Source organism: Burkholderia sp. BCC1972 (assembly GCF_905339605.1).
Taxonomy (GTDB): Bacteria; Pseudomonadota; Gammaproteobacteria; order Burkholderiales; family Burkholderiaceae; genus Burkholderia.
Genome location: NZ_CAJPGH010000005.1, coordinates 203594 through 226754, shown reverse-complemented (window position 1 = coordinate 226754; position 23161 = coordinate 203594). Strand labels below are relative to the sequence as shown.

The 23161-nt window shown below is 69.4% G+C and carries 19 protein-coding genes; 7 read left to right on the top strand and 12 right to left on the bottom strand.

Annotated features, from left to right (window positions below):
- The first annotated feature begins 1 nt into the window (after window position 1).
- Window positions 2–1051 carry an ABC transporter ATP-binding protein gene (locus U5798_RS10485; RefSeq protein WP_124449192.1) on the top strand — a complete coding sequence of 350 codons (1050 nt, stop codon included), beginning with the start codon at window positions 2–4 and terminating at the stop codon, window positions 1049–1051.
- Between the two features lie 36 nt (window positions 1052–1087).
- Here U5798_RS10485 and U5798_RS10480 read toward each other — a convergent pair whose 3' ends face one another.
- From U5798_RS10480 to U5798_RS10440, 9 genes are all read right to left on the bottom strand, one after another.
- On the bottom strand, window positions 1088–1603 hold the full coding sequence (locus tag U5798_RS10480; RefSeq protein ID WP_124449194.1) for an SRPBCC family protein: 516 nt from the start codon (window positions 1601–1603) through the stop codon (window positions 1088–1090).
- A gap of 44 nt (window positions 1604–1647) precedes the next feature.
- Window positions 1648–2280 carry a LolA family protein gene (locus U5798_RS10475; protein ID WP_124449196.1) on the bottom strand — a complete coding sequence of 211 codons (633 nt, stop codon included), beginning with the start codon at window positions 2278–2280 and terminating at the stop codon, window positions 1648–1650.
- A complete protein-coding gene (locus U5798_RS10470; RefSeq protein WP_322081991.1) occupies window positions 2277–2699 on the bottom strand; it encodes a quinol oxidase in 423 nt (140 codons plus the stop codon). The genes U5798_RS10475 and U5798_RS10470 overlap by 4 nt, the downstream gene beginning before the upstream one ends.
- Window positions 2700–2727: 28 nt before the next feature.
- Entirely contained in the window at window positions 2728–3510 is a 783-nt protein-coding gene (locus U5798_RS10465) for an anti-sigma factor family protein (RefSeq protein ID WP_124449200.1), read from the bottom strand.
- Window positions 3507–4022, bottom strand: coding sequence for a sigma-70 family RNA polymerase sigma factor (locus U5798_RS10460; protein ID WP_124449202.1), 516 nt, complete (start codon window positions 4020–4022; stop codon window positions 3507–3509). The genes U5798_RS10465 and U5798_RS10460 overlap by 4 nt, the downstream gene beginning before the upstream one ends.
- Window positions 4023–4055: 33 nt before the next feature.
- The gene (locus U5798_RS10455; protein WP_124449204.1) at window positions 4056–4415 is read right to left on the bottom strand and encodes a hypothetical protein; all 360 of its coding nucleotides are present in this window, start codon (window positions 4413–4415) and stop codon (window positions 4056–4058) included.
- A gap of 295 nt (window positions 4416–4710) precedes the next feature.
- A complete protein-coding gene (locus tag U5798_RS10450; RefSeq protein ID WP_322081990.1) occupies window positions 4711–7569 on the bottom strand; it encodes a hypothetical protein in 2859 nt (952 codons plus the stop codon).
- Window positions 7570–8100: 531 nt separating this feature from the next.
- A complete protein-coding gene (locus U5798_RS10445; RefSeq protein ID WP_322081989.1) occupies window positions 8101–9345 on the bottom strand; it encodes an FAD-binding oxidoreductase in 1245 nt (414 codons plus the stop codon).
- Window positions 9346–9412: 67 nt separating this feature from the next.
- Entirely contained in the window at window positions 9413–10192 is a 780-nt protein-coding gene (locus tag U5798_RS10440) for an ABC transporter substrate-binding protein (RefSeq protein ID WP_124449210.1), read from the bottom strand.
- Between the two features lie 382 nt (window positions 10193–10574).
- Here U5798_RS10440 and U5798_RS10435 point away from each other — a divergent pair, with 382 nt between their 5' ends.
- The 5 genes from U5798_RS10435 to U5798_RS10415 all read left to right on the top strand — a co-directional run bounded on the left by U5798_RS10435 (window position 10575) and on the right by U5798_RS10415 (window position 15908).
- Window positions 10575–11549 carry an ornithine cyclodeaminase family protein gene (locus U5798_RS10435; protein ID WP_322081988.1) on the top strand — a complete coding sequence of 325 codons (975 nt, stop codon included), beginning with the start codon at window positions 10575–10577 and terminating at the stop codon, window positions 11547–11549.
- On the top strand, window positions 11546–12340 hold the full coding sequence (locus U5798_RS10430; RefSeq protein WP_322081987.1) for a transcriptional regulator: 795 nt from the start codon (window positions 11546–11548) through the stop codon (window positions 12338–12340). The genes U5798_RS10435 and U5798_RS10430 overlap by 4 nt, the downstream gene beginning before the upstream one ends.
- A gap of 174 nt (window positions 12341–12514) precedes the next feature.
- On the top strand, window positions 12515–13246 hold the full coding sequence (locus U5798_RS10425; RefSeq protein WP_322081986.1) for a DsbA family oxidoreductase: 732 nt from the start codon (window positions 12515–12517) through the stop codon (window positions 13244–13246).
- 142 nt (window positions 13247–13388) lie between these two features.
- Window positions 13389–14828, top strand: a complete 1440-nt coding sequence (locus U5798_RS10420) for a DHA2 family efflux MFS transporter permease subunit (protein WP_322081985.1) — start codon at window positions 13389–13391, stop codon at window positions 14826–14828.
- A 291-nt stretch (window positions 14829–15119) separates the two neighbouring features.
- Complete coding sequence (locus U5798_RS10415; protein WP_124449220.1) at window positions 15120–15908, top strand: sulfite exporter TauE/SafE family protein; 789 nt, start codon at window positions 15120–15122, stop codon at window positions 15906–15908.
- A 295-nt stretch (window positions 15909–16203) separates the two neighbouring features.
- On the opposite strand, the gene U5798_RS10410 is transcribed toward U5798_RS10415, so the two are convergent.
- The 3 genes from U5798_RS10410 to U5798_RS10400 all read right to left on the bottom strand — a co-directional run bounded on the left by U5798_RS10410 (window position 16204) and on the right by U5798_RS10400 (window position 21246).
- Window positions 16204–18039, bottom strand: coding sequence for a S10 family serine carboxypeptidase-like protein (locus tag U5798_RS10410; RefSeq protein ID WP_322081984.1), 1836 nt, complete (start codon window positions 18037–18039; stop codon window positions 16204–16206).
- Between the two features lie 612 nt (window positions 18040–18651).
- Window positions 18652–20742, bottom strand: a complete 2091-nt coding sequence (locus U5798_RS10405) for a D-(-)-3-hydroxybutyrate oligomer hydrolase (RefSeq protein ID WP_322081983.1) — start codon at window positions 20740–20742, stop codon at window positions 18652–18654.
- 138 nt (window positions 20743–20880) lie between these two features.
- Window positions 20881–21246: a BON domain-containing protein gene (locus U5798_RS10400; RefSeq protein ID WP_089424630.1), complete on the bottom strand. Its 366-nt coding sequence runs from the start codon at window positions 21244–21246 to the stop codon at window positions 20881–20883.
- 438 nt (window positions 21247–21684) lie between these two features.
- Between U5798_RS10400 and U5798_RS10395 the strand changes: the two genes are divergently transcribed.
- Window positions 21685–23127 (top strand): TAXI family TRAP transporter solute-binding subunit, encoded by a 1443-nt coding sequence (locus U5798_RS10395; RefSeq protein ID WP_124449228.1) that lies wholly within the window; start codon window positions 21685–21687, stop codon window positions 23125–23127.
- The last annotated feature ends 34 nt before the right edge of the window (window positions 23128–23161 follow it).

Here is a 23161-nt window from a genome sequence, read left to right as displayed (position 1 = left end):
CATGAGCGAACTACGCATCCACGGCCTGTCCAAATCGTTCGGATCGCATACCGTCCTGCACGACATCGACCTCACGGTGCGGCGCGGCTCGCGCCTCGCGCTGCTCGGCCCGTCCGGCAGCGGCAAGACCACGCTGCTGCGCGTGCTGTGCGGCTTCGAGCGCGCCGAGCGCGGCATCGTCGAGATCGACGGGCGCCGCGTGGCCGCGCCCGACGTGCACCTGCCGCCCGAACGGCGCCGGATCGGCTACGTGCCGCAGGAAGGCGCGCTGTTTCCGCACCTGTCGGTAGCCGACAACATCGCGTTCGGGCTGCCGCGCGCGGCGCGGCGGCGCCATCATCGCGTCGACGAACTGCTCGAGATGGTCGGGCTGCCCGCGTCGTACGCGCCCCGCGCACCGCAGCAGCTATCCGGCGGCCAGCAGCAGCGCGTGGCACTCGCGCGTGCGCTTGCGCCCGAGCCGTCGCTCGTGATCCTCGACGAACCGTTCTCCGCGCTCGACACGTCGCTGCGCCACGAAACGCGCAGCGCAGTGGCCGACGCGCTCGCCGCGGCCGGCGCGACGTCGGTGCTCGTCACGCACGACCAGCCCGAGGCGATGACGCTCGGCGACGAAGTGGCGGTGATGTGGCAAGGCAGGCTCGTGCAGACGGCCGCGCCGCAGACGCTGTACCGGCAGCCCGTCACGCGCGACGTCGCGTCGTTCGTCGGGCAGGCCGTGCTGCTCGCGGGCCACGTACGCGATACGCGCATCGCCTGTGCGCTCGGCGAGTTGCCGCTCGTCGCGCCGCTGCCCGACGGGCCGGCCGACGCGATGCTGCGTCCCGAGCAGATCGGCATCGCGCCGGTCACGCAGGTCGACACGGCGCGCGGCCATACGGCGCGCGTCGAAGCCGCGCAGTTCGCGGGCCAGGATGCCGACGTGCTCGCGCGCCTCGATGCCGATCGCGACGTGCTCGTGCGGATCCGCGTGCCGGGACACCGGTGCCCGGCCGTCGGCGAGCGCGTCGCGCTGGCCGTGGACGGCGCGGTGATGGCGTACGCGCGCTGAGCGGCGCGGACCGTCGTCACGCGTCGCTATAAGTCACTACGCATCGGCGCAGCCCGCGCCCGACAGCGGCCGGAAGATCCGGCCATCCGTCTCGACGGCCGCAGCCAGCAAGCGCGCGAGCCCCTTCGCGCCTTCGCGCATCACGACGTCGTGATTCCAGCGGAACAGCGGGCGCGCGAGCGGCTCGAGCCAGTTCATCCAGCGCACCTGCGTGCGGATGTGCCAGTCGTAGCGCACGACGGTGCGCACGCCGTCGCAGGCGAACGACCAGCGTCCGTCGCCTTCGATCGCGCCGCTCGCGCGGCCTTCGAGCGCATGCAGCCGCTCGACGCGCCGCACGCGCATGTCGAAGGTCAGCCGGTACGGCAACGCGCCCTTCCACGTGTACCGATGCAGTGCGCCGACGCCGCGCACGTCGCCATGCTCGAGCTCGACGGTGCGGACGGCGCCCTTCCACCAGTCGGGCCAGCGGTCGACCTGGTAGATCGCGTCCCAGACCGCCGCGAGCGGGGCGTCCACGCGCCACGTCGTCGAGAATCGGTATTCCGCCATGCAGCCTCCGGCATGTCCATCAGGAGAACGGATCAGTGCATCGGTCAGGGCGTGAAGAAGCGCTCGGGAAACGCAACGTCGATTTCCACGTCGTCGAGCGTCACGGTTTCGAGCGGCACGTCGTCATCGCCGGCGAAGCTGACGACCTTCAGCGGAAAACCGTCCTCGGCGTCCAGCCACAGCCGGTAGCGATGCACGCCGTCGACCACGTGCGCGGGCGCACCGGTGACCGATACGCGCAGCGCCGTCCGGCCGCCGACGGCCTCCTCGCCCTCGGTCACCGTCGCGCCGCCCTGCTGCAGCGCATGCACGTTGCGCAGCAGTTCGCCGACGTCCGACCGGTCGACGCGGTGGCCGCTGCGGTCGCGCACGAGCGGATTGGACGGCGACAGCGTCAGCGCGGGCGGCGCGTGCGCGCCGAACGGGCGCAGCCGCACCTTGCCGTCGCCGGGATCGTACGCAAGCACCGCGCCGTGATGCGGCGACACGAAATCCATCCGGACGAAGCCCGGTTTCAGGTAGGCGTAGCGGATTTCGGTGTGCTCGCCGCTGCGCGCCGACGAGCGGATCGTCGCGCGGTACGAGCGGACATGGTCGAAATGCGCCTGGGCGACGGTCACGGGGTCGGCTGTCATGCTCGCTCCTATCAGGCTCGCGGCCAGCAACGCGGCGATCACGGCGCCGCCTCGACATCGAGCGCGCCTTCCATCCCGCGCTCGCGATGGCTCCTGAAAAACAGCAGCCGATGCGTGCAATAGTAGGCGAACCGGCCCGGTTGCGCCGGCGTGAAGCGGAACGTCTTCGGCGTCGTGCCGAGCTCGGTACGCACCGCGATGCCGGCCTGCGGCGGCGCATCGATCTCGAAGCTGTGCGGCACGACACCGGGCTCGGCCGACACGGTCAGCTCGACCGGCACGTGCGCGCGCACGATCACATGGTTCGGCCGGAAGAAATAGCTGCCGCCGACGATGGCAACCCGCTGCACGCCGTCGGCGTCGACCGGCACGCGCACGGGCGCCTCGCCTTCCGCCCGCGCGGTGGTCGCGGCCGCCGCGAGCGCCACCTGCACGAGCACCTTCGTCATCGTCGTCTTCATCGCCTGGACTCCCTGCCGGCGTCGCGCGTCAGCTCCTCCACGCGTCGGTCGAGCCGCCGAGCGCGCCGCACGCCTCGATCGCGAGCTCGCGCAGCCGCCGTTCGTCGCCGCGGCCGGACAACGCGTAGCCGATGCCGCGATCCGACCAGAAATACGTGTAGCGGCCGTCGGCCGACATCGACTGCGGCGCGAGATGCCGCGCATCGTAGGCGGTCACGTACAGCGTCACGCGCGCGCCGTCCGCGCGCTGGTACATGAACTGCGCGGCCGGCCCGCGATCGCCGGGGAGCAACCGGCCGCCCAGCAGCACGTAGCCGTATTCGTCGAGCGACGGTGCGCGCACGGGCCGCCCGACGCGCGCCGACAACCACGCGGCAAGCTGCGCGCGATCGCCCGCGCCGACCTCGACCGGATGCTCGCGATCGGCTGCGTACACGGCATATGCGACATCGGCGCGCGCGGCGAACGCCGGATCGCTGCCGAATGCCATCCAACCCGCATGCAGCGCCACGCCGATCAAGAACCCGGCCGCCAGCGCCGCGCACGCATACGCGAATGCACGACGGCGCGGCGCGCGGCGCTGCACGAACAGCGCGGGCACCGCGCCCGGCAGCGGGAACAGTGCTTTCAGCGCGTCGCGCTGCGCGCGGTAATGCGCGAATCGTTCGGCTTCCTCCGGATCGGAGCGCAGGCGCTCGAGCATCTCGCGCTGCTCGTGCCCGGACAGCTCGCCGTCCAGCAATGCGGACAGCAGCTGCGCCGACGCGTCGTCATCCCGCTCGTTCGATGGCTTGTGCGGATCGTCCATCATGTTTTCCCGATCACCCGTAACGCGGCCGTGCCGTGCGACGACGGCTCGTCCGACAGCAGTGCGCGCATCTGCGCGCGCGCCCGCGCGAGCCGCGACATCACCGTGCCCACCGGTACGCCGAGCACCTGTGCGGCATCGCGATAGCTCAACTCTTCAAGCGCGACCAGCAGCAACACCTCGCGCTGTTCGACCGGCAGCCGGTACAGCGCGCGCTGCACGTCGCGCAGCACCAGCCCGCCGATCTCGCCGGCCGGCGCGGCCATCGTCTGCCAGGGTGCGGTGGCGTCGTCGACCGCGATCTCGTGCCGCGCGCGCAACTGGTCGATGAAACGGTGCCGCAACAACGTCAGCAGCCACGCGCGCAGGTTGCCTCCATCGCGCGGCGGCCGGTTCAGCGCACGCTCGAGCGTGTCCTGCACGAGATCGTCCGCCCACGCGCGGTCGCCCGTCAGCGCACGCGCATAGCGCGTGAGATGCGGCAGCCACACCAGCAGATCCGATTCGTAGCTCATCAGGAAGCCTTGCGCATCAGCGTCGCCGCGCGGTCACGGGCGCGCGACGTGCCACATGCCGCCGATCCCGTCGCCGCCCGCATCGCCGGCCTTGCGGTCCATCTTCCAGCGATACAGCGGGCGCCCGCGGTACGCCCATTGCTTCTTGCCGTCGTCGCGCGCGACGAGGCTCAGTGCGCCCGATGCCTTGTCGTACGCGTCCGCGATCGCGGGCGGCCAGTTCGCCGCGCATGCGCTGTCGCACGCGCTCTTGCCCGGCGCGTCGCGATCGAACACGTAAAGCGTCATGTGCGCCTCGTCGACCAGTTTCCCGTCGCCGACCTGCGGCGGTTCCGCGGCCGCCGGCCGCACGATCGCCGCCGTCAGCGCGGCGGCAAAAAGTATCCGCTTCATTCCCGTTCTCCTTGGCAGGACCTCATGGCACGCACCGCCGGACGGGACGATCGGTTTCGTTGCAACCATTATCCCGCCGGCCGTGCTGGAACTCGGTAGGTAAACGGACGGCGGGAATCGGTTATTCCATGCTGCGCCGCAACGATCGGCGGCGGTCATTCATGCGACGAAAGACAGCGGGAAGCCCGAAAAGACAACGCGGCATGACATCGCTGTCATGCCGCGTTGCGCGACCCGTATGGCACGACCGTCGCGCACGGCGGCCGATGCGGCGCCGCCGTGCGGGGCCGGCCGGTTACTTCGGCAGTGCGCCGGTCAGCGACTGGAGCAGCGTCGTCACCGGTGCGAGCGGGTTGTTCGGCGAGCCGTTGCCCGAATGCGGCGTCACCGACAGGCTCGGCGCGGAACCGAGCGCCGTACCCACCGACGTGCCGACCGCATTGACGACCGTCGCCGTCGAGTTGGCACCCGTCGTCAGCAGCGAGCCGACTGCGCCCGCCGTGCCGCCGGCCGCGTTCGCGCCCGCGCCGAGCAGGCTGCCGCCTGCCGCTGCCGTCGAGCCGGCCGCGCCGGACAGCGCGCCGGCCGCCTGGCCGAGTGCCGCCGGACCGCTCGCGAGTGCGCCCGTTACCGAACCGAGTGCACCGGTCAGTGCGCCGGCCGGGTTGCTGCCGCCCGTCAGGCCGTTCACGAGGTTCGTGATCGGTGCGATCGGGCTGTTGCCCGCCGCGCCCGACAGCGCGCCGACGACCTGGTTGACGACGCCTTGCACCGGCGCCAGCGGGTTCGAGCCGCCGAGGCTGCCGAGTGCGCCCGTCACCGAGTTCAGCGCGCCGGTCAGTGCACCGGCCGGATTGCCGCCGCCGAGCGTGCCGACCACCTGGTTGACGACGCCCTGCACCGGCGCCAGCGGATTCGAGCCGCCCAGCGCGCCAAGCGCGCCTGTAACCGAGCCGACCGCGTTGCCGAGTGCGCCCGTGGCCGCGCCGACCGCGTTGCTCAACGTGCCGGCCGGGTTGCTGCCGCCGAGCGTGCCGACGACCTGGTTGACGACACCCTGCACCGGCGCCAGCGGGTTCGAGCCGCCGAGGTTGCCGAGCGCGCCCGTCACCGAGCCGAGCGCACCGGTCAGCGCACCGGCCGGATTGCCGCCGGGCAGCGCGTTCTGCAGGCCATTGACGAGGTTCGTGATCGGCGTGATCGGGCTGCCGCCTGCACCCGACAACGTGCCGACGACCTGGTTCACGACGCCTTGCACCGGCGCCAGCGGATTCGCGCCGCTGAGCGCCCCCGTCACCGAGTTCAGCGCGTTCGTCAGTTCACCGGCCGGATTGCCGTTGCCGAGCGTGCCTGCGAGCTGCGTGACGACGCCTTGCACCGGTGCCAGCGGGCTCCCTGCGCCGCCAAGGTTGCCGAGCGAGCCCGTGATCGTGTTGACCGCGTTGCTCAGCGCGCCGGTCGGGTTGCCGCTGCCGAGCGTACCCGTGACCTGGTTGACGATGTTCTGGATCGGCGTGATCGGGTTCGAACCGCCGCCGAGGCCACCCAGTGCGCCCGTCACCGTGCCGAGTGCGCCGGTCAGTGCGCCTGCCGGGTTGCCGCCGCCGAGCGCGCCCGTTACCTGGTTCACGACGCCCTGGACCGGCGCCAGCGGATTCGAGCCGCCGCCGATACCGCCCAACGTGCCCGTCACCTGATTCACAACGCCTTGCACCGGTGCCAGCGGGTTCGAGCCACCGCCGATACCGCCCAACGCACCCGTGACCGTGCCCAGTGCGCCAGTCAGCGCGCCTGCCGGGTTGCCGCCACCGAGCGCACCCGTCACCTGATTCACGACACCTTGCACCGGCACCAACGGGTTCGAGCCGCCGCCGATACCGCCCAGCGCGCCCGTCACCGTGCCGAGTGCGCCGGTCAGTGCGCCTGCCGGGTTGCCGCTGCCAAGCGCGCCGGTGACACCGTTCACGACACCTTGCACCGGCGCCAACGGGTTCGAGCCGCCGCCGATACCGCCCAGCGCGCCCGTCACCGTGCCGAGTGCGCCGGTCAGTGCGCCTGCCGGGTTGCCGCCACCGAGCGCACCCGTCACCTGATTCACGACACCTTGCACCGGCGCCAACGGGTTCGAGCCACCGCCGATACCGCCCAGCGCGCCCGTCACCGTGCCGAGTGCGCCGGTCAGTGCGCCTGCCGGGTTGCCGCTGCCAAGCGCGCCGGTGACACCGTTCACGACGCCTTGCACCGGCGCCAACGGGTTCGAGCCGCCGCCGATACCGCCCAGCGCGCCCGTCACCGTGCCGAGTGCGCCCGTGAGCGCGCCTGCCGGGTTGCCGCCGCCGAGCGCACCCGTGACCTGATTCACCACGCCTTGAACCGGTGCCAGCGGATTCGAACCACCACCGATACCGCCCAGCGCCCCCGTTGCGGTGCCGAGCGCATTGCTCAGCGCGCCAGTCGCCGTATTGAGCGCACCGGTCAGTGCACCGGCCGGATTGCCGCCGCCGAGCGCGCCCGTCACCTGATTCACCACGCCTTGGACCGGCGCCAGCGGATTCGCACCGCCGCCGATACCGCCCAGTGCACCGGTCACCTCGCCCAGCGCACCCGTCAGCGCGCCGGCCGGATTGCCACCACCCAGCGCACCCGTCACCTGATTCACCACACCCTGCACCGGCGCCAGCGGGTTCGATCCACCGCCGACGTTACCCAGCGCACCCGTCACGGTGCCAACCGCATTGCTCAGCGTCCCCGTCGCCGTATTCAGCGCACCGGTCAACGCACCTGCCGGGTTGCCGCCATTGAGCGCACCCGTCACCTGGTTCAACACACCCTGGACCGGCGCGAGCGGCTGCACCGTGCCGCCACCACCCAGTGCGCCTGTCACCGCCCCCACGGCGCCCGACAGCACTTGTCCCGGATCGCCGAGCGACGTCTGGATCGCACCCGACCCGCCCGCCGTCACGGTGATCGAGCCCAGCGGCGACGTACCCGTGGCGACCAGCCCGACCGACACGCTGTTCGTCGGCGGGTTGACGATCACTTGCGGGATCGGCAGCGAATCGAGGGCGCCCGCCATCGCGGAACCCGAAGCCAGTACCCCGAACACCGTCGCGACCGACAGCGCCACACCCGTCAATTTGAAATTGTGTCCCATCGTTATTTTCCCCATCTCGGTTGGCACTACGTTGATAAAGCATGGGGACGGATTGCACGAAGCGTGCCAATTCAAAAAACGGATTGATTTGTCTGTCGATTTTTCTGCAATAACGATTTTTTAATCGATTTCGGACGAAATTCACGGGTTGCGACGGGTTGACGGACCTCAATCGTCTGATGAAAAAGGCCCGTGAAGCACGGATGTAACGTAACGTTTGCGAGCCCCGTAGTAACGTGTTCCGGTACATTCCACGTAACGCCGGAACACCTGATCGAGATGGTGCGCCACACCATCAGGGCCGGCTGCCCATTACGCATTTCAGCAATATGAAAATGCATTGATAAATCGCGGATTTACCGATTTTCTTTATTTCGCGATTATCTTTCTTGCCGATTACGCAGACCATTTCCGATCGCGTGGCTTTCGATTATCCGGATAGCAAAATGAAATACTGTGAATGCCGTCAAGCGATCGGCATACAGGCGGCAACGCAAGGCGGCGGCAGGCGCTGCCTCGCCTCGCCGCCGGTCAGCCGAAGCGCGCGGGCCGGTACGGATGGGGATCGATATAGGTCGGCGCGCCCGTCATCATTTCAGCGAGCAGGCGCCCGGTCGCGGGGCCGAGCGTGAGCCCGTGGTGGGCATGGCCGAACGCGAACCACAGATGGCGATGGCGCGGCGCGGGCCCGATCACCGGACGCATGTCGGGCGTGCACGGCCGCATCCCGAGCCACGGCTCGGGATCGAGCCGCTCGCCGATGCCGAACGCGTCGCGCGCCAGCGGTTCGGCCCGCGCGAGCTGCACGCCGGTCGGCGGCGCGCCGCGCAGCGCGATCTCGACGCCCGTCGTGAGCCGCAGGCGGCCGCCCTCCATCGGCGCGACGACGAAGCCTTCCTCGGTATCGCACACGGGCACGCTCAGCGGCGTGCGCGTCGGCCGGTAATGCATGTGGTAGCCGCGCTTCGCGCGCAGCGGAATGCGGTAGCCGAGCGGCGCGAACACGTGATCGGACCACGGCCCGAGCGCGACCACGGCCGAACGTGCCGAAATCGGCCCGTGTTCGGACCCGACCTGCCAGCCGCCGTCCACCTGTACGAGCGTCTTCGCATCGCCGCACGCGAACGTGCCGCCGTCGCGCTCGAACAGCCGCGCGTAGGCCTTGGTCAGCCCGCCCGGGCTCGATACGGTCTTCGGGTCCTGCCAGTGGAAGGCGCCGCAGAATGCGTCGCCGATGCCGGGCTCGAGATCGCGCAGCGCACGCGCGTCGAGCACGGCCATCCGCAGCCCGTGCGCGTCGGCCACGCGCTGCTGCGCGCCCGCTTGCGCGTCGAACAGCGCGGGCGAACGGAACGCCTCGATCCACCCGCCGTCGTGCACGAGCGGCTGGGCGTCGGTACGCGCGAGCAGCGCGTCGTGTTCGACCACGCTCGCCGCGACGAGCGGCAGCAGGTCGCGCGCGGCGACGGCGAGCCGCTGCGGCGACGATTCGCGCCAGAACCGCGCGAGCCAGCCGGCATACGCGGGCAGCGCGCGGTAATCCCAGTACAGATCGACCGAGCGGTTGCGCGCGTAGCGCAGCAGCGTGCCGAGCCGGCGCGGAAACGCGTACGGCACGACCGACGAGCGCTCGATCAGCCCGGCATTGCCGTGGCTGGTTTCCTCGCCGGGCGCGCGCCGGTCGACGAGTGCGACGCGCAGCCCGCGATCCTGCAGGTGCAGCGCCGACGACACGCCGACGATGCCGGCCCCCAGAACGATGACGTCGAAATCCATGGTTCCCCGTCCTGCGTCGAGATTCGATGCGCCGCGCGCCGACCCCGCGGCCGGCGCGCGGCGGTGCTTACTTCGCGATGATGTCGCGCTTGAAGTACTTCTGCGACAGCGCGCTCAGCGTGCCGTCCTTTTTCAGCGCGTCGAGCGCGCCGACGATCTTCGCCTGCAGCGCCTTGTCGTTCTTGCGCATCCCGAAGCCCGTGCCTTCGCCGAGCGTCGCCGGATCCTTCAGCGCGTCGCCGACGATCTGGTAGTCGCGGCCGGCCGGCTTGTCGAGGAACCCGTCCTGCGCGGTCTGCGCTTCCTGCACGGCCGCGTCGAGCCGCCCCGCGACGAGATCGGTGTAGATCTGGTCCTGATCCTGGTACGACACGACGGCCACGCCCGCATTGGCCCAGTGCGCCTTCAGGAAATCCTCCTGCGACGAACCCTGCAGCACGCCGACGTGCTTGCCGCGCAGGCTCGCGACGTCGGGCCGCAGCGGCGAGCCGTGCTTCGCGACCATCACGATCGGCACCACATAGATCGCCGGCGTGAAGTCGATGCTCTGCTTGCGCTTCGCGGTGATGTTCATCGCCGAATTGATCGCGTCGAACTTGCGCGCCTGCAGCGCCGGAATCAACCCGTCGAACGCATTCTCGACCCACACGCACTTCATGTTCAGCTTCGCGCACACCGCGTTGCCGACGTCGACGTCGAAACCCTGCAGCTGGCCGGCCGGCGTCTTGCTCTCGAACGGCGGATAGGCGGCTTCGATGCCGAAGCGCAGCGTGGTCTGTTCCGCATGGGCCGTGACGGCCGCGCACGCGAGCGCCGCAGCGGCGCAAAGGGAAAGCTTCCAGTTCATGACGGTCCTTCTGTTCCGGATTGAGGCGAGGAAGATCGGTCGCACGACGCCGTCGGACAGGCGCCCGATCGGCATTCGATGCAGGCAGCAGCCGCCAGGCGACGTGCCGTGTCCTGCAGGCGAAATATAGACTTAAAGTCTACTCTAGACTATAGGGGTTACGAGAATCGTGCGCTGTCGAGCCAGATCGAAATTTCTGCACTCCACGATATATGCCTTTGATTTACCGACACTTTTCTCAAAAATCGCGGCGTAATCCAGTCTCGAAAAAGAAAAATTCTCCAGACTTCGTTTGTCTATATTAGACTTTTCGTCCATCACGAACATTGCCGGACACCGTCTTTCGAGACAGTTCTGTCCAGCCCCGACCGGAGATGTCCCCATGACGCAAACCGTCCCGACCCTGCCGCTGACCGTCGACGAAGCCGCCGTGCGCGCGGCGTTGCCGTCGCTCGACGTGCTCGGCACGCTGCGCCGCATGTTCGCGTCGCTCGCCGCGGCGTGCGCGGTGCAGCCGCCGCAGACGCTCACGCTGTTTCCCGGCCAGGCCGGCGACTTCATCACGTATCTCGGCGCGCTCGCCGATGCGCAGGTGTTCGGCGCGAAACTGTCGCCGTACATCGTGACGGGCGGCAAGCCCGACGGGAGACCAATCGTCACCGCCTGGACCGCGCTGATGTCGATGCAGACCGGCCAGCCGCTGATGTGGTGCGACGCGGGGCTGCTGACGATCGAACGCACGGCCGGCACGACGGCGCTCGCGGTCGACTGCCTCGCGCCGCGCGATGCGCGCCGCCTGGCGATCGTCGGCGCGGGCACGGTCGGTCTCGCGCACCTGCGGCACACGGCGGCGCTGCGCGACTGGGAGACGATTCGCGTGTACTCGCCCGCGCTGGCCCGCGATGCGGCACAGCAGGCGAAGCTCGCCGAACTCGATCCGCGCGCCCGTGCGGCGGCGAGCATCGAAGCCTGCGTGCGCGACGCGGACGTCGTGATGCTGTGCACGTCGTCGGGCACGCCCGTGCTCGGCGACGGGATGCTCACGCGCCCGACGCTCGTCACGTCGATCAGCACGAACGTCGCGCGCGCGCACGAAATCCCGCCCGCCTGGCTGCCCGACATGGACGTCTACTGCGACTACCGCCACACGACGCCCGCCAGCGCCGGCGAGATGCAGATCGCGGCGGCCGACCACGGCTGGGAGGCCGGGCGGATCGTCGGCGACCTGCCCACGCTCGTCGCCGGCACCTGCGCGGCGCCGTCGCGCACGCGTCACGTGTTCTTCCGGTCGATCGGCCTCGGGCTGGAGGACATCGCGATCGCGCACGCGCTGTACACGCACCTGACGCGCGCATGAGCGGCACGCGCACGCGGGGCCGATACAATGGCGCAACCGCCGCGGCAGCCGCGCGCGGGCGCACGGGCATGCCGGCCACCGGTGCGCCCGCACGCCGGCCCGACGCGCCGCCCGGCCTCCGCCCACCCGAGATCGCGACACCGATGCGCAAGAAGCAATCCCCCGTCAAAGACCTGCTGCTCACCCGCTATGCGCCGATCGCCGACGGTATCGCCGCAATGTTCTTCCCGTACGCGGAGGTCGTGATCCACGACCTGCACGACCAGACCGTGCTGTATCTCGCGAACAACCTGTCGAAGCGCGAGGTCGGCGACGATTCCGCGCTCGAGGAGATCGATCATTCCGCACGCGAGCGCGTGATCGGCCCGTACGAGAAGCTGAACTGGGACGGCCGGCGGATGCGCTGCGTCAGCAACGTGCTGTTCGACGACGAAGGCCACCCGGCCGGGATGATGTGCATCAACTTCAACATCGCGGTGTTCGACGAGGTCCGTACGACGCTCGACCTGTTCATCAAGGGCGCGGGCGTCGTCGCCCAGCCCGACGAACTGTTCCGCGACGACTGGCAGGAGCGCATCAACACGTTCCTGCACGGCTGGCTGCGCGAGCGGCAGGTCGGACTGAACGGGCTCACGCGCGAACACCGGCGCGAACTCGTCGAGGCGCTGTACGCGGAAGGCGCGTTCCGCGGCAAGAGCGCGGCGAACTACGTCGCGAACGTGCTCGGGATGGGGCGCGCGACCGTCTACAAGCACCTCAAGCACCTGAAGGAAACGCAAGGCGACGCGTAAGCGGCCGATCGCGGCGACGGCCGGCGCCGGTCATCGCTACCGCGCCGCGGTTTCCGTGCCTATGCTTCGTGATACGTCGGGCCGGACCCCGCCGCGCGGGCACGGCTGCGACCAAGCGTCGATGCATAAAGTGATATAGTCCCGGTTACACTTTTTTGCCGCCCTGGACCGCCCATGACGACCGCTCCCGCCCCGACTGCCCGCCCGACCCTGACCGTCGAAATCTGGTCCGACCTGATCTGCCCGTGGTGCTGGATCGGCAAGCGCCGCTTCGACGAGGCGCTGGCGGCGTTCGCGCACGCCGACCGCGTCGACGTCGCGCTGCGCGCATACCGGCTGATGCCCGGCCAACCCGTCGAGCCGGTCGAGGTGATGCTCGCAGGCAAATACCGGATGTCGCCCGCACAGGTCGACCAGATGCTGCGCCAGGTGACCGATGCGGCCGCGAGCGTCGGGCTGCGCTACGACCTGCCCGGCACGCTCGTCGGCGACACGCTCGACGGCCACCGTCTCGTGAAGCTCGCGGAAGCGACGGGCCGAGCGCACGCGCTGACCGAACGGCTGTACCGCGCGTATTTCTGCGAACACGGCTCGCTGTTCGATCACGCGGAGCTGACCGAATTCGCGGTCGAAGCCGGGCTCGAGCGCACGGCCGTCGAAGCCGTGCTGCGCAGCGATGCATACCGCGACGAAGTCGAAGCCGACATCGCGCGCGCCGCGCAGATCGGCGGGCGCGGCGTGCCGCTGTTCGTGTTCGGCGGCCGCTATGCGGTGTCGGGCGCCCAGCCGGCCGACGCATTCGCGCAGGCGCTCGACCAGGCGTGGCGCGACGGCATCGTCGAACTCGACGGCGCCGACGCCGCGGCCTGCGGCCCTGACGGCTGCGAACTGCCGGCGCGCCCGTAACGCGCAACGCCTTCCCAAGCTTGCGGCGCGCCTTTCCGCGGGCTTGCCACTACGCGCCGCTCCTGCCACAAACCGGCAGGAAGCCCGCGTCCTTGACCTCTACAATGCATCCTTCGAACAACCATCAGAAGGTTGCAGCCCCATGACCCACGGGATCCACGGCGGGAAGCGCTGGTACGCGCTGATCGTCCTCTGCCTCGGCGTACTGATGATCGTGCTCGACAGCACGATCGTGAACGTTGCGCTGCCGTCGATCAGCACCGACCTCCATTTCACCGAAACGGCCCTCGTGTGGGTCGTCAACGCGTACCTGCTGACGTTCGGCGGCTGCCTGCTGCTCGGCGGCCGGCTCGGCGACCTGTACGGCCAGCGGCGCATGTTTCTCGCGGGCCTCGTCGTGTTCACGCTCGCGTCGCTCGCATGCGGCCTCGCGCAATCGCAGACGATGCTGATCGCCGCGCGCGCGGTGCAGGGGCTCGGCGGCGCGGTGGTGTCGGCCGTGTCGCTGTCGCTGATCATGAATCTCTTCACCGAACCCGGCGAGCGCGCACGCGCGATGGGCGTGTACGGCTTCGTGTGCGCGGGCGGCGGCAGCATCGGCGTGCTGCTCGGCGGGCTGCTGACGAGTTCGCTGTCGTGGCACTGGATCTTCCTCGTCAACCTGCCGATCGGCATCGCGGTCTATGCGATGAGCGCCGCGCTGCTGCCGCGCATGCGTGCGCCGGCCGGCGCCGCGCGGCTCGACGTCGCGGGGGCGCTTACCGTGACCGCGTCGCTGATGCTGGCCGTCTACGGGATCGTCGGCGGCAACGAGGCCGGCTGGCTGTCGGCGCAGACGGTCGCGCTGATCGGCGCGGCCGCCGTGCTGCTCGCACTGTTCATCGCGATCGAGGCGCGCACCGCGCATCCGCTGATGCCGCTCTCGCTGTTCGCCGCGCGCAACGTCGCGCTCGCGAACGTGATCGCCGTGCTGTGGGCAGCCGCGATGTTCGCGTGGTTCTTCCTGTCGGCGCTGTACATGCAGCGCGTGCTGCAATACGGGCCGCTGCAGGTCGGGCTCGCGTTCCTGCCGGCGAACCTGATCATGGCCGCGTTCTCGCTCGGGCTGTCGGCGCGGATCGTGATGCGCTTCGGCATCCGCGGCCCGATCACGGCCGGCCTGCTGATCGCGGCCTGCGGCCTCGCGCTGTTCTCCCGCGCGCCGGTCGACGGCGGCTTCGTGTGGCACGTGCTGCCCGGCATGACGCTGCTCGGCATCGGCGCGGGTATCGCGTTCAACCCGGTGCTGCTCGCCGCGATGAGCGACGTCGACCCGGCCGATTCGGGGCTGGCGTCGGGGATCGTCAACACCGCGTTCATGATGGGCGGCGCGCTCGGCCTCGCGGTGCTCGCGAGCCTCGCGACCGCCCGCACCGATGCGCTCGGGGCAGCGCAGGCCGCGCCGCTCGCCGCGCTGAACGGCGGCTACCACGCGGCATTCGCGTTCGGCGCGGTGTTCGCCGCCGTGGCCGCGCTGATCGGCCTCGCATTGCGCATCCGGCGGCAGGCAACCGTCGAAAGCGTCGGCCCCGCGATGCACTGAGCGACGGCAGCAGCGGTCGAACCGGGGCGCGCACTGTCGCGCCCTTTTTTTCGCTTGCCGGGCGCGGCGCGCGGCGGATTCGCCATGCGTTCCGGTCCGACGGCCATCCATCGGCCGCACTGCCATTCAAACGCCCGTTTCGCCGTTGTCCTGCCGGCCGCCGCGCCGGCCTTCCCGGCCGATTTTTAACGCAGTCGTACGTTGACGCGTCACTTTTGCGACAATGGCGGACTTTGACGCGCGCGCCACGGCCACGCGCCGCCCCGAACACCGCATAACCGCCTGGTTCCGATGTCGCTTCCCCATATCGATCTGCTGTACTCCCTGTCCGGCCTGTTCGTCGGCATTCTCGTCGGCCTGACGGGCGTCGGCGGCGGTTCGTTGATGACGCCGATCCTCGTGCTGCTGTTCGGCGTGCACCCTGCGACGGCGGTCGGCACCGACCTGCTGTACGCGGCCGCGACCAAGGCCACCGGCACGCTCGTCCACGGCCTGAAGGGATCGATCGACTGGCGCATCACGCTCCGGCTCGCGGCGGGCAGCGTCCCGGCCGCAGCCGTCACGCTGTGGTGGCTGCATACGCACGGGATGAACACGCCGGGCACCGCGCGGATGATCCAGCTCGTGCTCGGCATCGCGCTGCTGCTCACGTCGCTCGCGCTGATCTTCCGGCCGCAACTCACCGCGTTCGCCGCGCGCAACCCGCTCGCGCCGAGCCCCGCGCGCACGCTGTGGTCGACCGTGCTGACGGGCGCCGTGCTCGGCGTGCTCGTGTCGATGACGTCGGTCGGCGCCGGCGCGATCGGCGTCACCGTGCTCCTGCTGCTGTATCCGATGCTCGCGACGACCCGCATCGTCGGTTCCGACATCGCGCACGCCGTACCGCTCACGCTGGTCGCCGGCATGGGCCACTGGCTGCTCGGCTCGGTCGACTGGTCGATGCTGCTGTCGCTGCTGCTCGGCTCGCTGCCGGGCATCGTGCTCGGCAGCCTGCTGTCGGCGCGCGCGCCCGAGCGGCTGCTGCGCAACCTGCTCGCCTCGACGCTCGTCGCGGTCGGCGTGCGGCTCATTCTCGCGTAAGCGGCTTCTCGCCGCCCTTGACGGCAAACGCCCGCCGTGCCGACCGTCTGAATACCTGCAGGCCCACAAAAATCCTCAATAGAGGGCTGTTCATCCCCCTTTTAAGGACGATGCGACGCCGTCACCCGCGACTTGCGGCCGGCGTGCATCGTCAGACGAGACGATGCCCCGGAAGTCCATGACTCCGGGGCATCGCGAGGCACTTCTGCGGCATCGTCAACGCACGCGCCCGAAGCGTCGGGACGCATGAGCAGGTGCGCTTTTCACGTCAGGCGGCACTCGCCGCCCACGCCGCCTACTGCCCCTGCTGCTGCAGTTTCTGCTGCTTGAGCTGCTGCGTGCGCGCCTGCAGCTTCAGCACGCGCTGCAGTGCGGTACGGTTCGCGAGGATGCCGTCGTAGAAGTTGGCGAGATCGCCCTTCAGCGCGGTCCGGGACGCGTCGTTCAGGTAGATCATGTGGCCCGACGGGTAGTTCTTGATCGTCAGGTTCTGCGCCTTGATCGTCGGATCGAGCGGCATCTGCGCGAGTGTCAGCTCCGTCTGGTGGAACGGCGTGACGGCGTCGAAATAGCCGTTCGCCGACAGCACCTTCAGGTCCGGGTTCACGCTCATCGTCGATGCCAGGTCGCCGGCCGTGTACAGCGTATTGCCGCCGCCCTTGTTCGCGCCGGTCGGGTCCGTGTGGCTGAAGTCCCAGTTGTTGAAGACCTGGTCGTTCAGGTCCACGAACGACGACGTCGACGTGTACTTGAGGTCGGTGTTGATGTAGCTGTTCCACAGCACCGTGTACGCACCGCCGACGTTCGTGATCGACGGATCGTTGCTGCCCGAGTTCGGCAGGATGTACGGTGCGATGCCCTTGCCCGTGAAGTTCGCGCGACCGTCGTACTGGCCGATCTGCGTGCCCGGCACGAGCGTCAGGAAGAACGTGTACGGCGGGTTGTCGTCCGACGACGGCACGTTGCCGAGCGCGGCCGGGTTGCCGAAGGTCTGGATCAGCGACGTCGGATCCGTGCCGATGTACGCGCCCATCTGCTGCGCGGTCTGCAGGTTCAGGTTCAGTCGCACGTTGACGAAGCCGCCGTCCTGCGGGTTCGGCTTCTGCGCAAGCGGCGCGAGCGTGTTGTCCGCGTAGTTGCGGGCCTGGACCATGTATGCGTTGAGATCGGTCGGCGTCGGGTTGAGCGTCGTCTTCTTCCAGTAGAACGCATCGGCCGCGAGCGTCGGGAACGTGCCCGGCGCGGACAGCGCGTTCGCGTAGTCGAGGATCGACGACTGCAGCGTGATCCCGTTCAGGTCGATGCCGTCCTCATGCAGCACCCACGACACGACCGCGCTGCGCGCGGTGCCGTACGACTCGCCGTACAGGAACTTCGGCGAATTCCAGCGCGAATACTTGGTCAGGTAGCGCTGGATGAAGCGGTCGATCGAGTGCGCATCCTGGTCGGTGCCCCAGAAGTCCTTGTTCTTCGCCGGGGCGATCGCCGTCGAGTAACCGGTGCCGACCGGGTTGATGAACACGAGGTCGGTGCGGTCGAGCAGGCTGTCCGGGTTGTCGAGCAGCTTGTACGGCGCGGGCGGCGTGAAGTTCGGGAACGACGACTGCAGGCGCTTCGGCCCGTACGAGCCGAGCAGCAGGTAGACCGACGACGAGCCGGGGCCGCCGTTGTAGAAGAACGTGACCGGGCGCGGCTTCGACGGGTCCGGATTGTCCTGCGTGTACGCGACGTAGAACATCTTCGCGTTCGGTGCCGACGTGACCGGATCGATCGTCGTCAGGTGCCCCGTGGTGGCCGTGTACTTGATCGTCTTGCCGCCGATCGTGACCTGGCGGTGCACGACCGCGGCGCCTTCGGTCGAATCCGTGACCGCGTCGTTCGGCCCGGTGCCGTACACGTCGGTATCGACGTAGGGCTGGTCGGCCGCGGCGGCGGCCGTTGCGTTGGTGGTGGCCTGCGTGCTGCCGCTGGACGTCGCGGCCGCCGCGGCGGCCGATGCAGCCGGGCTCGGCCCGTCGTCGCCGCCGCATCCCGTGACGAGCAGCGCCGCGGCCGCTGCTGCGGCGAGCGGCACGCTCAAGGTCGTTCCGAATAGCGCGAAACCGTCTTTCAAGGACTTCCGTGTCGTCATTATTGCCTCTCGAACAGAACGATAAATACCGCCGGTCGCAAAGGATCATTTGCGCCGGCGCTCCGCACCGGGAATGCATTCGTTATGCGACGCATTCCGAGTTTTTTACCGAATCGGCGAATACCGACCGGCATGATTTACCCCACCCACGTTTTTGCAACCGCACAATGGAATCAATTCCATTGCAAACGACAATTCAATAATCCGCAGCAATACGAATCCATTTCGCGCATTTGCATACGCACAAAATCGACGGCAAAAGCGTGCCCTGCAAAGCCCGCCCGGCAAGGCCGCTCCGCTTCGAACAGACGAACAATCCCCCTCGGCGAGATGCCGATTAATCGCGAAACGACGATCAATCGCAGCTCGAGCCGATTTAATAAAATCGAAAGGGTCGATTAACTAAACGGAAAGGAATATCTCGTATCTGGAATTTATTAAATTAAGTGAAAATACCGGCGCATATTAAGTTCCGGATTTAATGCCGTAAAGTAACAATTTGTTACGGCGCTCGCCATTCGGATAAATGGCCGTTCGGGACCGATTCCATGCCGCAAAAAGAAAAAAAGCCGGACGACTGTCCGGCTTCGCGGGGCGATGCTGCGGGTGCCGTCAGAGCGGCACGTCGATCGTGCCTGCGCCCGTCGTGATCGCGTTCGCGCCCGGCGCGGCCGAGATCGGCGGCAGGTTCGCGCTCGTCAGCGCCGGCGCGGCACCCGGCGTGCCGCCGCGCGGCACCGTGCGGATCACCTGCGATGGCGGCAGCGGCGCGCCGCTCTTCAGGTGCTTCCACATCAGGTTCAGCGCCTGCAGGTTGTAGTAGTGGACCGGCACGAAGCGCGTGTCGAAGCCCGCAACCGGCAGGAACGCGTCGAAGTGCTGGCCGTTCGTCACCTCGTAGAACACGAGCCGGCTGCGCCCGGCTTCGCTGATGCCGTTCTGCGCGACATACGCACGCGATGCGTGGTTCACCGGCACGAGCGCGTCGCTGCGGCCCTGCACGATGATCGCCGGCTTGCCCTGCAGGTTCGCGTTCACGCGCACCGCATCGACGTTCGCGGGCATCCCGAGCATCCCGTTCGTCCACAGCTGGCGCAGGCACGCCGCGCCCGCGAAGCTCGCATCGGGCGTCGCGAGCCGGTGGTCGACACCTGCGCCGTTGTTGAACACGAGGTCGATGCCGGCCGTCGGCGGCACGCCGTTGCCGACGCCGAACACGGCCGGCATCGGCGACGTGGCAGGCGCCGCGACCGCACCGGTCGCCGGATTGATCGTCGCGAAGCTGAAGTTGCACAGGTTGTCGGTGACGCGCGAGCGCGTGTACGCGTTCGCATAGGTGACCGCGATCGCCGGAATCGCCTGCGAATCCCACATCGGCGCCTGCAGCAGGTCGGAATCGGCCAGATAGCCGGCCGCGTGGAGCTGCGCGAGCGCGTCGGCCGCCTGGCTCTGCGTGTCGGCGCCCGCCACCAGCCCTGCCGCGGCGAGCGTCGCGCAGCGCTGCGTGCGGATCGACTGCGTGGTCGCGGCCGGCAGCGCGCTCAGGTACGGCGCGCCGGCGAGCGACGCCGACGCGGCCGCGCACGGCTGCAGCAGGTTCGCGAGCGTCGCGTAGTCGGCCAGCGGCCGGCCGAACGACGGCACCGGCTGGCCGCCCGTGCGCACGACCGCATTCGGCGCCATCCGCACGTTGACCTGCGGCTCGCCGACCACCACCGCGGTAATCCAGCCGCGGTTGTCCTGCTCGGCCGCCGCGAGCGACGCGCCGCCGCCGTTGCTGACCGACGCGGCAATCGTCGTGATGTCGCCCGCGCGATAGCGCACGCCGTGATGCGAGCCGTCGATCAGCGGTCCGAACTGCTCGTTGAGTGCCCAGTACGCGAACTCGACCGACTGCAGCGTCACGCGCCCCCAGTCCTGCTCGGGATTCTGCTGCGAATGCGCGTGCTTGAATGCGTAGCGGTTCGGGAAGCGGCTGTTGAACGCGGCGAGGTCGCCGCTCGTCACGTTCGCGGTGAACAGGCTCGCGGTGCCGGCCAGCACGGCGTTCGCGAGCGTGCCGTCGATCAGCGTCACGGTGTCGGAGCCGAGCTCGTGCGCGCCGTTGCCGCCGCCCTTGTCGTTGTAGGCGACCGCGCAGCCGCGCTTGAGCGCCCACTCGCCGGCCGCGGAGATCGCGCCGTACACGCCGCGCGAGCCCGACGACGTCGCGGTGACGATGCAGGGCTGTGCCGGATCGAAGCTGGCGGGAACCTGCACGAGCAGCGTCACGTTTTTGGTGCCGCTGCCGTCATCGGAATACGCGAGATATTCGGTGCCGGCGATCTTGCCTTCGCCGAGCGTGTCGTTGCCGTCGAGATCGACGTTCGGCCCCCAGAAGCGGCCATAGCCGCCATTCACGCTCATGTCGACGAGCGCGCGGTAGTTCGACCAGATGGCCAGGCGGCGCAGTTCGGCGCTCGTCGGCCGCGACGCGTTCGCGAAGCCGGGCGCGGTGGCCGTGCCGAGGCCCGTCTTGCCGAGGCCGGCCGTCAGCAGGTCGTCGCTCGCGCCGTCGTAGGCCGTCGTGCGCACGCTGCCGGACACGAAGCCGGGCAACCGGTTGCGCTCGGCCGAATCGTCGCCGTTGCAGGCGCCGAGCATCGCGACCGCGGCCAGCGCCGCACCCCACACCACCCGCCTGCCCCACCCGAGTTTCGTCATCGCCGCCCCCTCGATATCGTTATCGGTCCGCCGCCGCGCCGCGCGCGGCTGTCGGCCTTTGAAGCGCAAACGGGCCCCGGCATGCCGGGGCCCGCCTGGAAACGGGCGCGCGCGACGCTCGCGCGCCGCCGCCCGGCGTTACTGCTGCTGAACCGTCAGCTTGTTCGAGACCGACGTCACGCCGCTCACGCCCTTCGCCGCCTCTTCCGCCTTGTCGATCTGAGCCTGGTCGGGCACCGTGCCCTCCAGCGTGATCGCGCCGCCCTTCGAACGCACGACGATGTTCGCCACGTCGATGCCGCCTGCCTTCGTAATGGCCTTGCGCACCGCGTAGCCGAGCTTGCGGTTCGCCTTCTTCGCGGTTTTCGCGGCGGCCTTCGGCGCGCTCGTCGCGGCCGCCGGCGCTTCCGTTGCCGCTGCGTCGCTCGACTGCGCATATACGCTGCCCGACAGACAGGCCGCCACGGCGGCGACACCCAACGCTCTCAACACGATCGACTTCATGCTATCTCCTTATCACTCCGGAACGGCCGTGCACAGTACGGCCGAATACCCCCAAAAACAGCCGGCCCGCGCGCGAACGGGCGGGACAGCCGGTGTTTTCCACGGCGATACGAGAGAGGCGTCACGGGCCGGCGGCCGGCGCTCGCTGAAAGCGGGCCGGCCGGGCCGGGCAGCCGCCGGCCGGACGCGCCCGGTCTCATTGCGTGCCGGGTCGCGCGCGAATCGGGCGCGGCTGCGTCGCACAATGTAATCCAGCGCCCGCCGAAGCGCAAAGCTTTTGACGCGCGGCCGCCCGCCGCTGTCGCCGGCGCGCCGCGCCGGGCGCCCGACTCGCGCATGCGCGGTGAAACCGGGTACCATCGCCGCGAGAATCCACATCGCCCGTGACAACCGCCCGACCGTCACCGATGCGTCATGCCAGCGTCATCCGCCGACCCCATGAAGCCTGCCCGCCCTCGCCCGCCCCGCCGCATCCTCGCCCGCTTCGTCGCGGTGTCGTGGCGCGACCTCGCGCTGTCGATCGGCCCGACCGTGCTGCTCGCCGCCGCGGCCGTCTGGCTCGCGGTCAAGCTGATCCAGCCGGCGCCGCCGTCCACGCTCGTGATCTCGTCCGGCCCGCCCGGCAGCACGTACTGGAACGCCGCGCAGAAGTACAAGGCGATCCTCGCGAAGAACGGCGTCACGCTCGACGTCCAATCGTCTGAAGGGTCCGCGCAGAACCTCGCGCGGCTGTCGAACCCGAACGCGCCGGTCGACGTCGGTTTCGTGCAGAGCGGCGTCGGCCCGAAGGAGCGCGACGAACACCTCGTGTCGCTCGGCAGCATCGGCTACGTGCCGCTCGCGATCATGTACCGCGGCCCGGTCGTCGCACGCCTTTCCGACTTCAAGGGCAAGCGGCTCGCGCTCGGCGCGGAAGGCAGCGGCGCGCGCGAGCTGAGCCTCGCGCTGCTGAAGATGAACGGCATCGTGCCCGGCGGCCCGACCGAGCTGCTGCCGACCGCGGGCGAGGACGCGGCAACCGCGCTGCTCGACGGCAAGATCGACGCGGCGTTCCTGTCCGGCGATTCGACGCAGATCCCGGTGATGGCGAAACTGTTCCGCGCGCCGGGCGTGCACGTGTATTCGTTCACGCAGGCCGAGGCCTACGCGCGGCGCTTTCCGTACCTGACCGCGATCACGCTGCCGATGGGCGTCTACGATCTCGGCCACAACCTGCCGCCCGCCGACATCCACACGGTCGCGCCGACCATCGAACTCGTCGCACGCGACTCGCTGCACCCCGCGCTGTCCGACCTGCTGATCGAGGCCGCGCGCGAGGTGCACGGCCACGCGACGATCCTGCAGCACGCGGGCGAATTCCCGTCGCCCGTCACGCGCGGGTTCCCGCTGTCCGACGACGCCGCGCGCTACTACAAGTCGGGCAAGACCCTCCTGTACCGGCGGCTGCCGTTCTGGGTCGCGAGCCTGGTCGACCGGCTGCTGGTCGTGGTCGTGCCGCTGATCGTCGTGCTGATCCCCGGGCTGCGGCTCGTGCCGTCGCTGTACGGCTGGCGCGTGCGCTCGCGCATCTACCGCTGGTACGGCGCGCTGATCGCGCTCGAGCGCCGCGCGCTCGGCGAGCACACGGCCGAGGAGCGCGTGCAGTTGCTCGACGAGCTGGACGACATCGAGGAAGCCGTGAACCGGATGAAGATGCCGCTGGCCTACGCCGGGCAGTTCTACGTGCTGCGCGAGCACATCGGCTTCGTGCGCGAACGGCTCACCGCGCACGACCATGACACGCCGGCGGGCACGCCGGGCGCCAGCGGCCCGCCGAATGCGCGCGCCGAGGCCGCGCCGCCGGGCGGCACGCCCCCTCGGGCGACTCCCGGTTCCGCGTGAGCGGACGATCCGCGATCATTGCTGCATGCGCGTG

Coding starts and splice junctions, on each gene's coding strand:
- U5798_RS10485 (WP_124449192.1), top strand. CDS start 2: ATGAGCGAACTACGCATCCACGGCCTGTCCAAATCGTTCGGATCGCAT.
- U5798_RS10480 (WP_124449194.1), bottom strand. CDS start 1,603: ATGGCGGAATACCGATTCTCGACGACGTGGCGCGTGGACGCCCCGCTC.
- U5798_RS10470 (WP_322081991.1), bottom strand. CDS start 2,699: ATGAAGACGACGATGACGAAGGTGCTCGTGCAGGTGGCGCTCGCGGCG.
- U5798_RS10465 (WP_124449200.1), bottom strand. CDS start 3,510: ATGATGGACGATCCGCACAAGCCATCGAACGAGCGGGATGACGACGCG.
- U5798_RS10460 (WP_124449202.1), bottom strand. CDS start 4,022: ATGAGCTACGAATCGGATCTGCTGGTGTGGCTGCCGCATCTCACGCGC.
- U5798_RS10455 (WP_124449204.1), bottom strand. CDS start 4,415: ATGAAGCGGATACTTTTTGCCGCCGCGCTGACGGCGGCGATCGTGCGG.
- U5798_RS10450 (WP_322081990.1), bottom strand. CDS start 7,569: ATGGGACACAATTTCAAATTGACGGGTGTGGCGCTGTCGGTCGCGACG.
- U5798_RS10445 (WP_322081989.1), bottom strand. CDS start 9,345: ATGGATTTCGACGTCATCGTTCTGGGGGCCGGCATCGTCGGCGTGTCG.
- U5798_RS10440 (WP_124449210.1), bottom strand. CDS start 10,192: ATGAACTGGAAGCTTTCCCTTTGCGCCGCTGCGGCGCTCGCGTGCGCG.
- U5798_RS10435 (WP_322081988.1), top strand. CDS start 10,575: ATGACGCAAACCGTCCCGACCCTGCCGCTGACCGTCGACGAAGCCGCC.
- U5798_RS10430 (WP_322081987.1), top strand. CDS start 11,546: ATGAGCGGCACGCGCACGCGGGGCCGATACAATGGCGCAACCGCCGCG.
- U5798_RS10425 (WP_322081986.1), top strand. CDS start 12,515: ATGACGACCGCTCCCGCCCCGACTGCCCGCCCGACCCTGACCGTCGAA.
- U5798_RS10420 (WP_322081985.1), top strand. CDS start 13,389: ATGACCCACGGGATCCACGGCGGGAAGCGCTGGTACGCGCTGATCGTC.
- U5798_RS10415 (WP_124449220.1), top strand. CDS start 15,120: ATGTCGCTTCCCCATATCGATCTGCTGTACTCCCTGTCCGGCCTGTTC.
- U5798_RS10410 (WP_322081984.1), bottom strand. CDS start 18,039: ATGACGACACGGAAGTCCTTGAAAGACGGTTTCGCGCTATTCGGAACG.
- U5798_RS10405 (WP_322081983.1), bottom strand. CDS start 20,742: ATGACGAAACTCGGGTGGGGCAGGCGGGTGGTGTGGGGTGCGGCGCTG.
- U5798_RS10400 (WP_089424630.1), bottom strand. CDS start 21,246: ATGAAGTCGATCGTGTTGAGAGCGTTGGGTGTCGCCGCCGTGGCGGCC.
- U5798_RS10395 (WP_124449228.1), top strand. CDS start 21,685: ATGAAGCCTGCCCGCCCTCGCCCGCCCCGCCGCATCCTCGCCCGCTTC.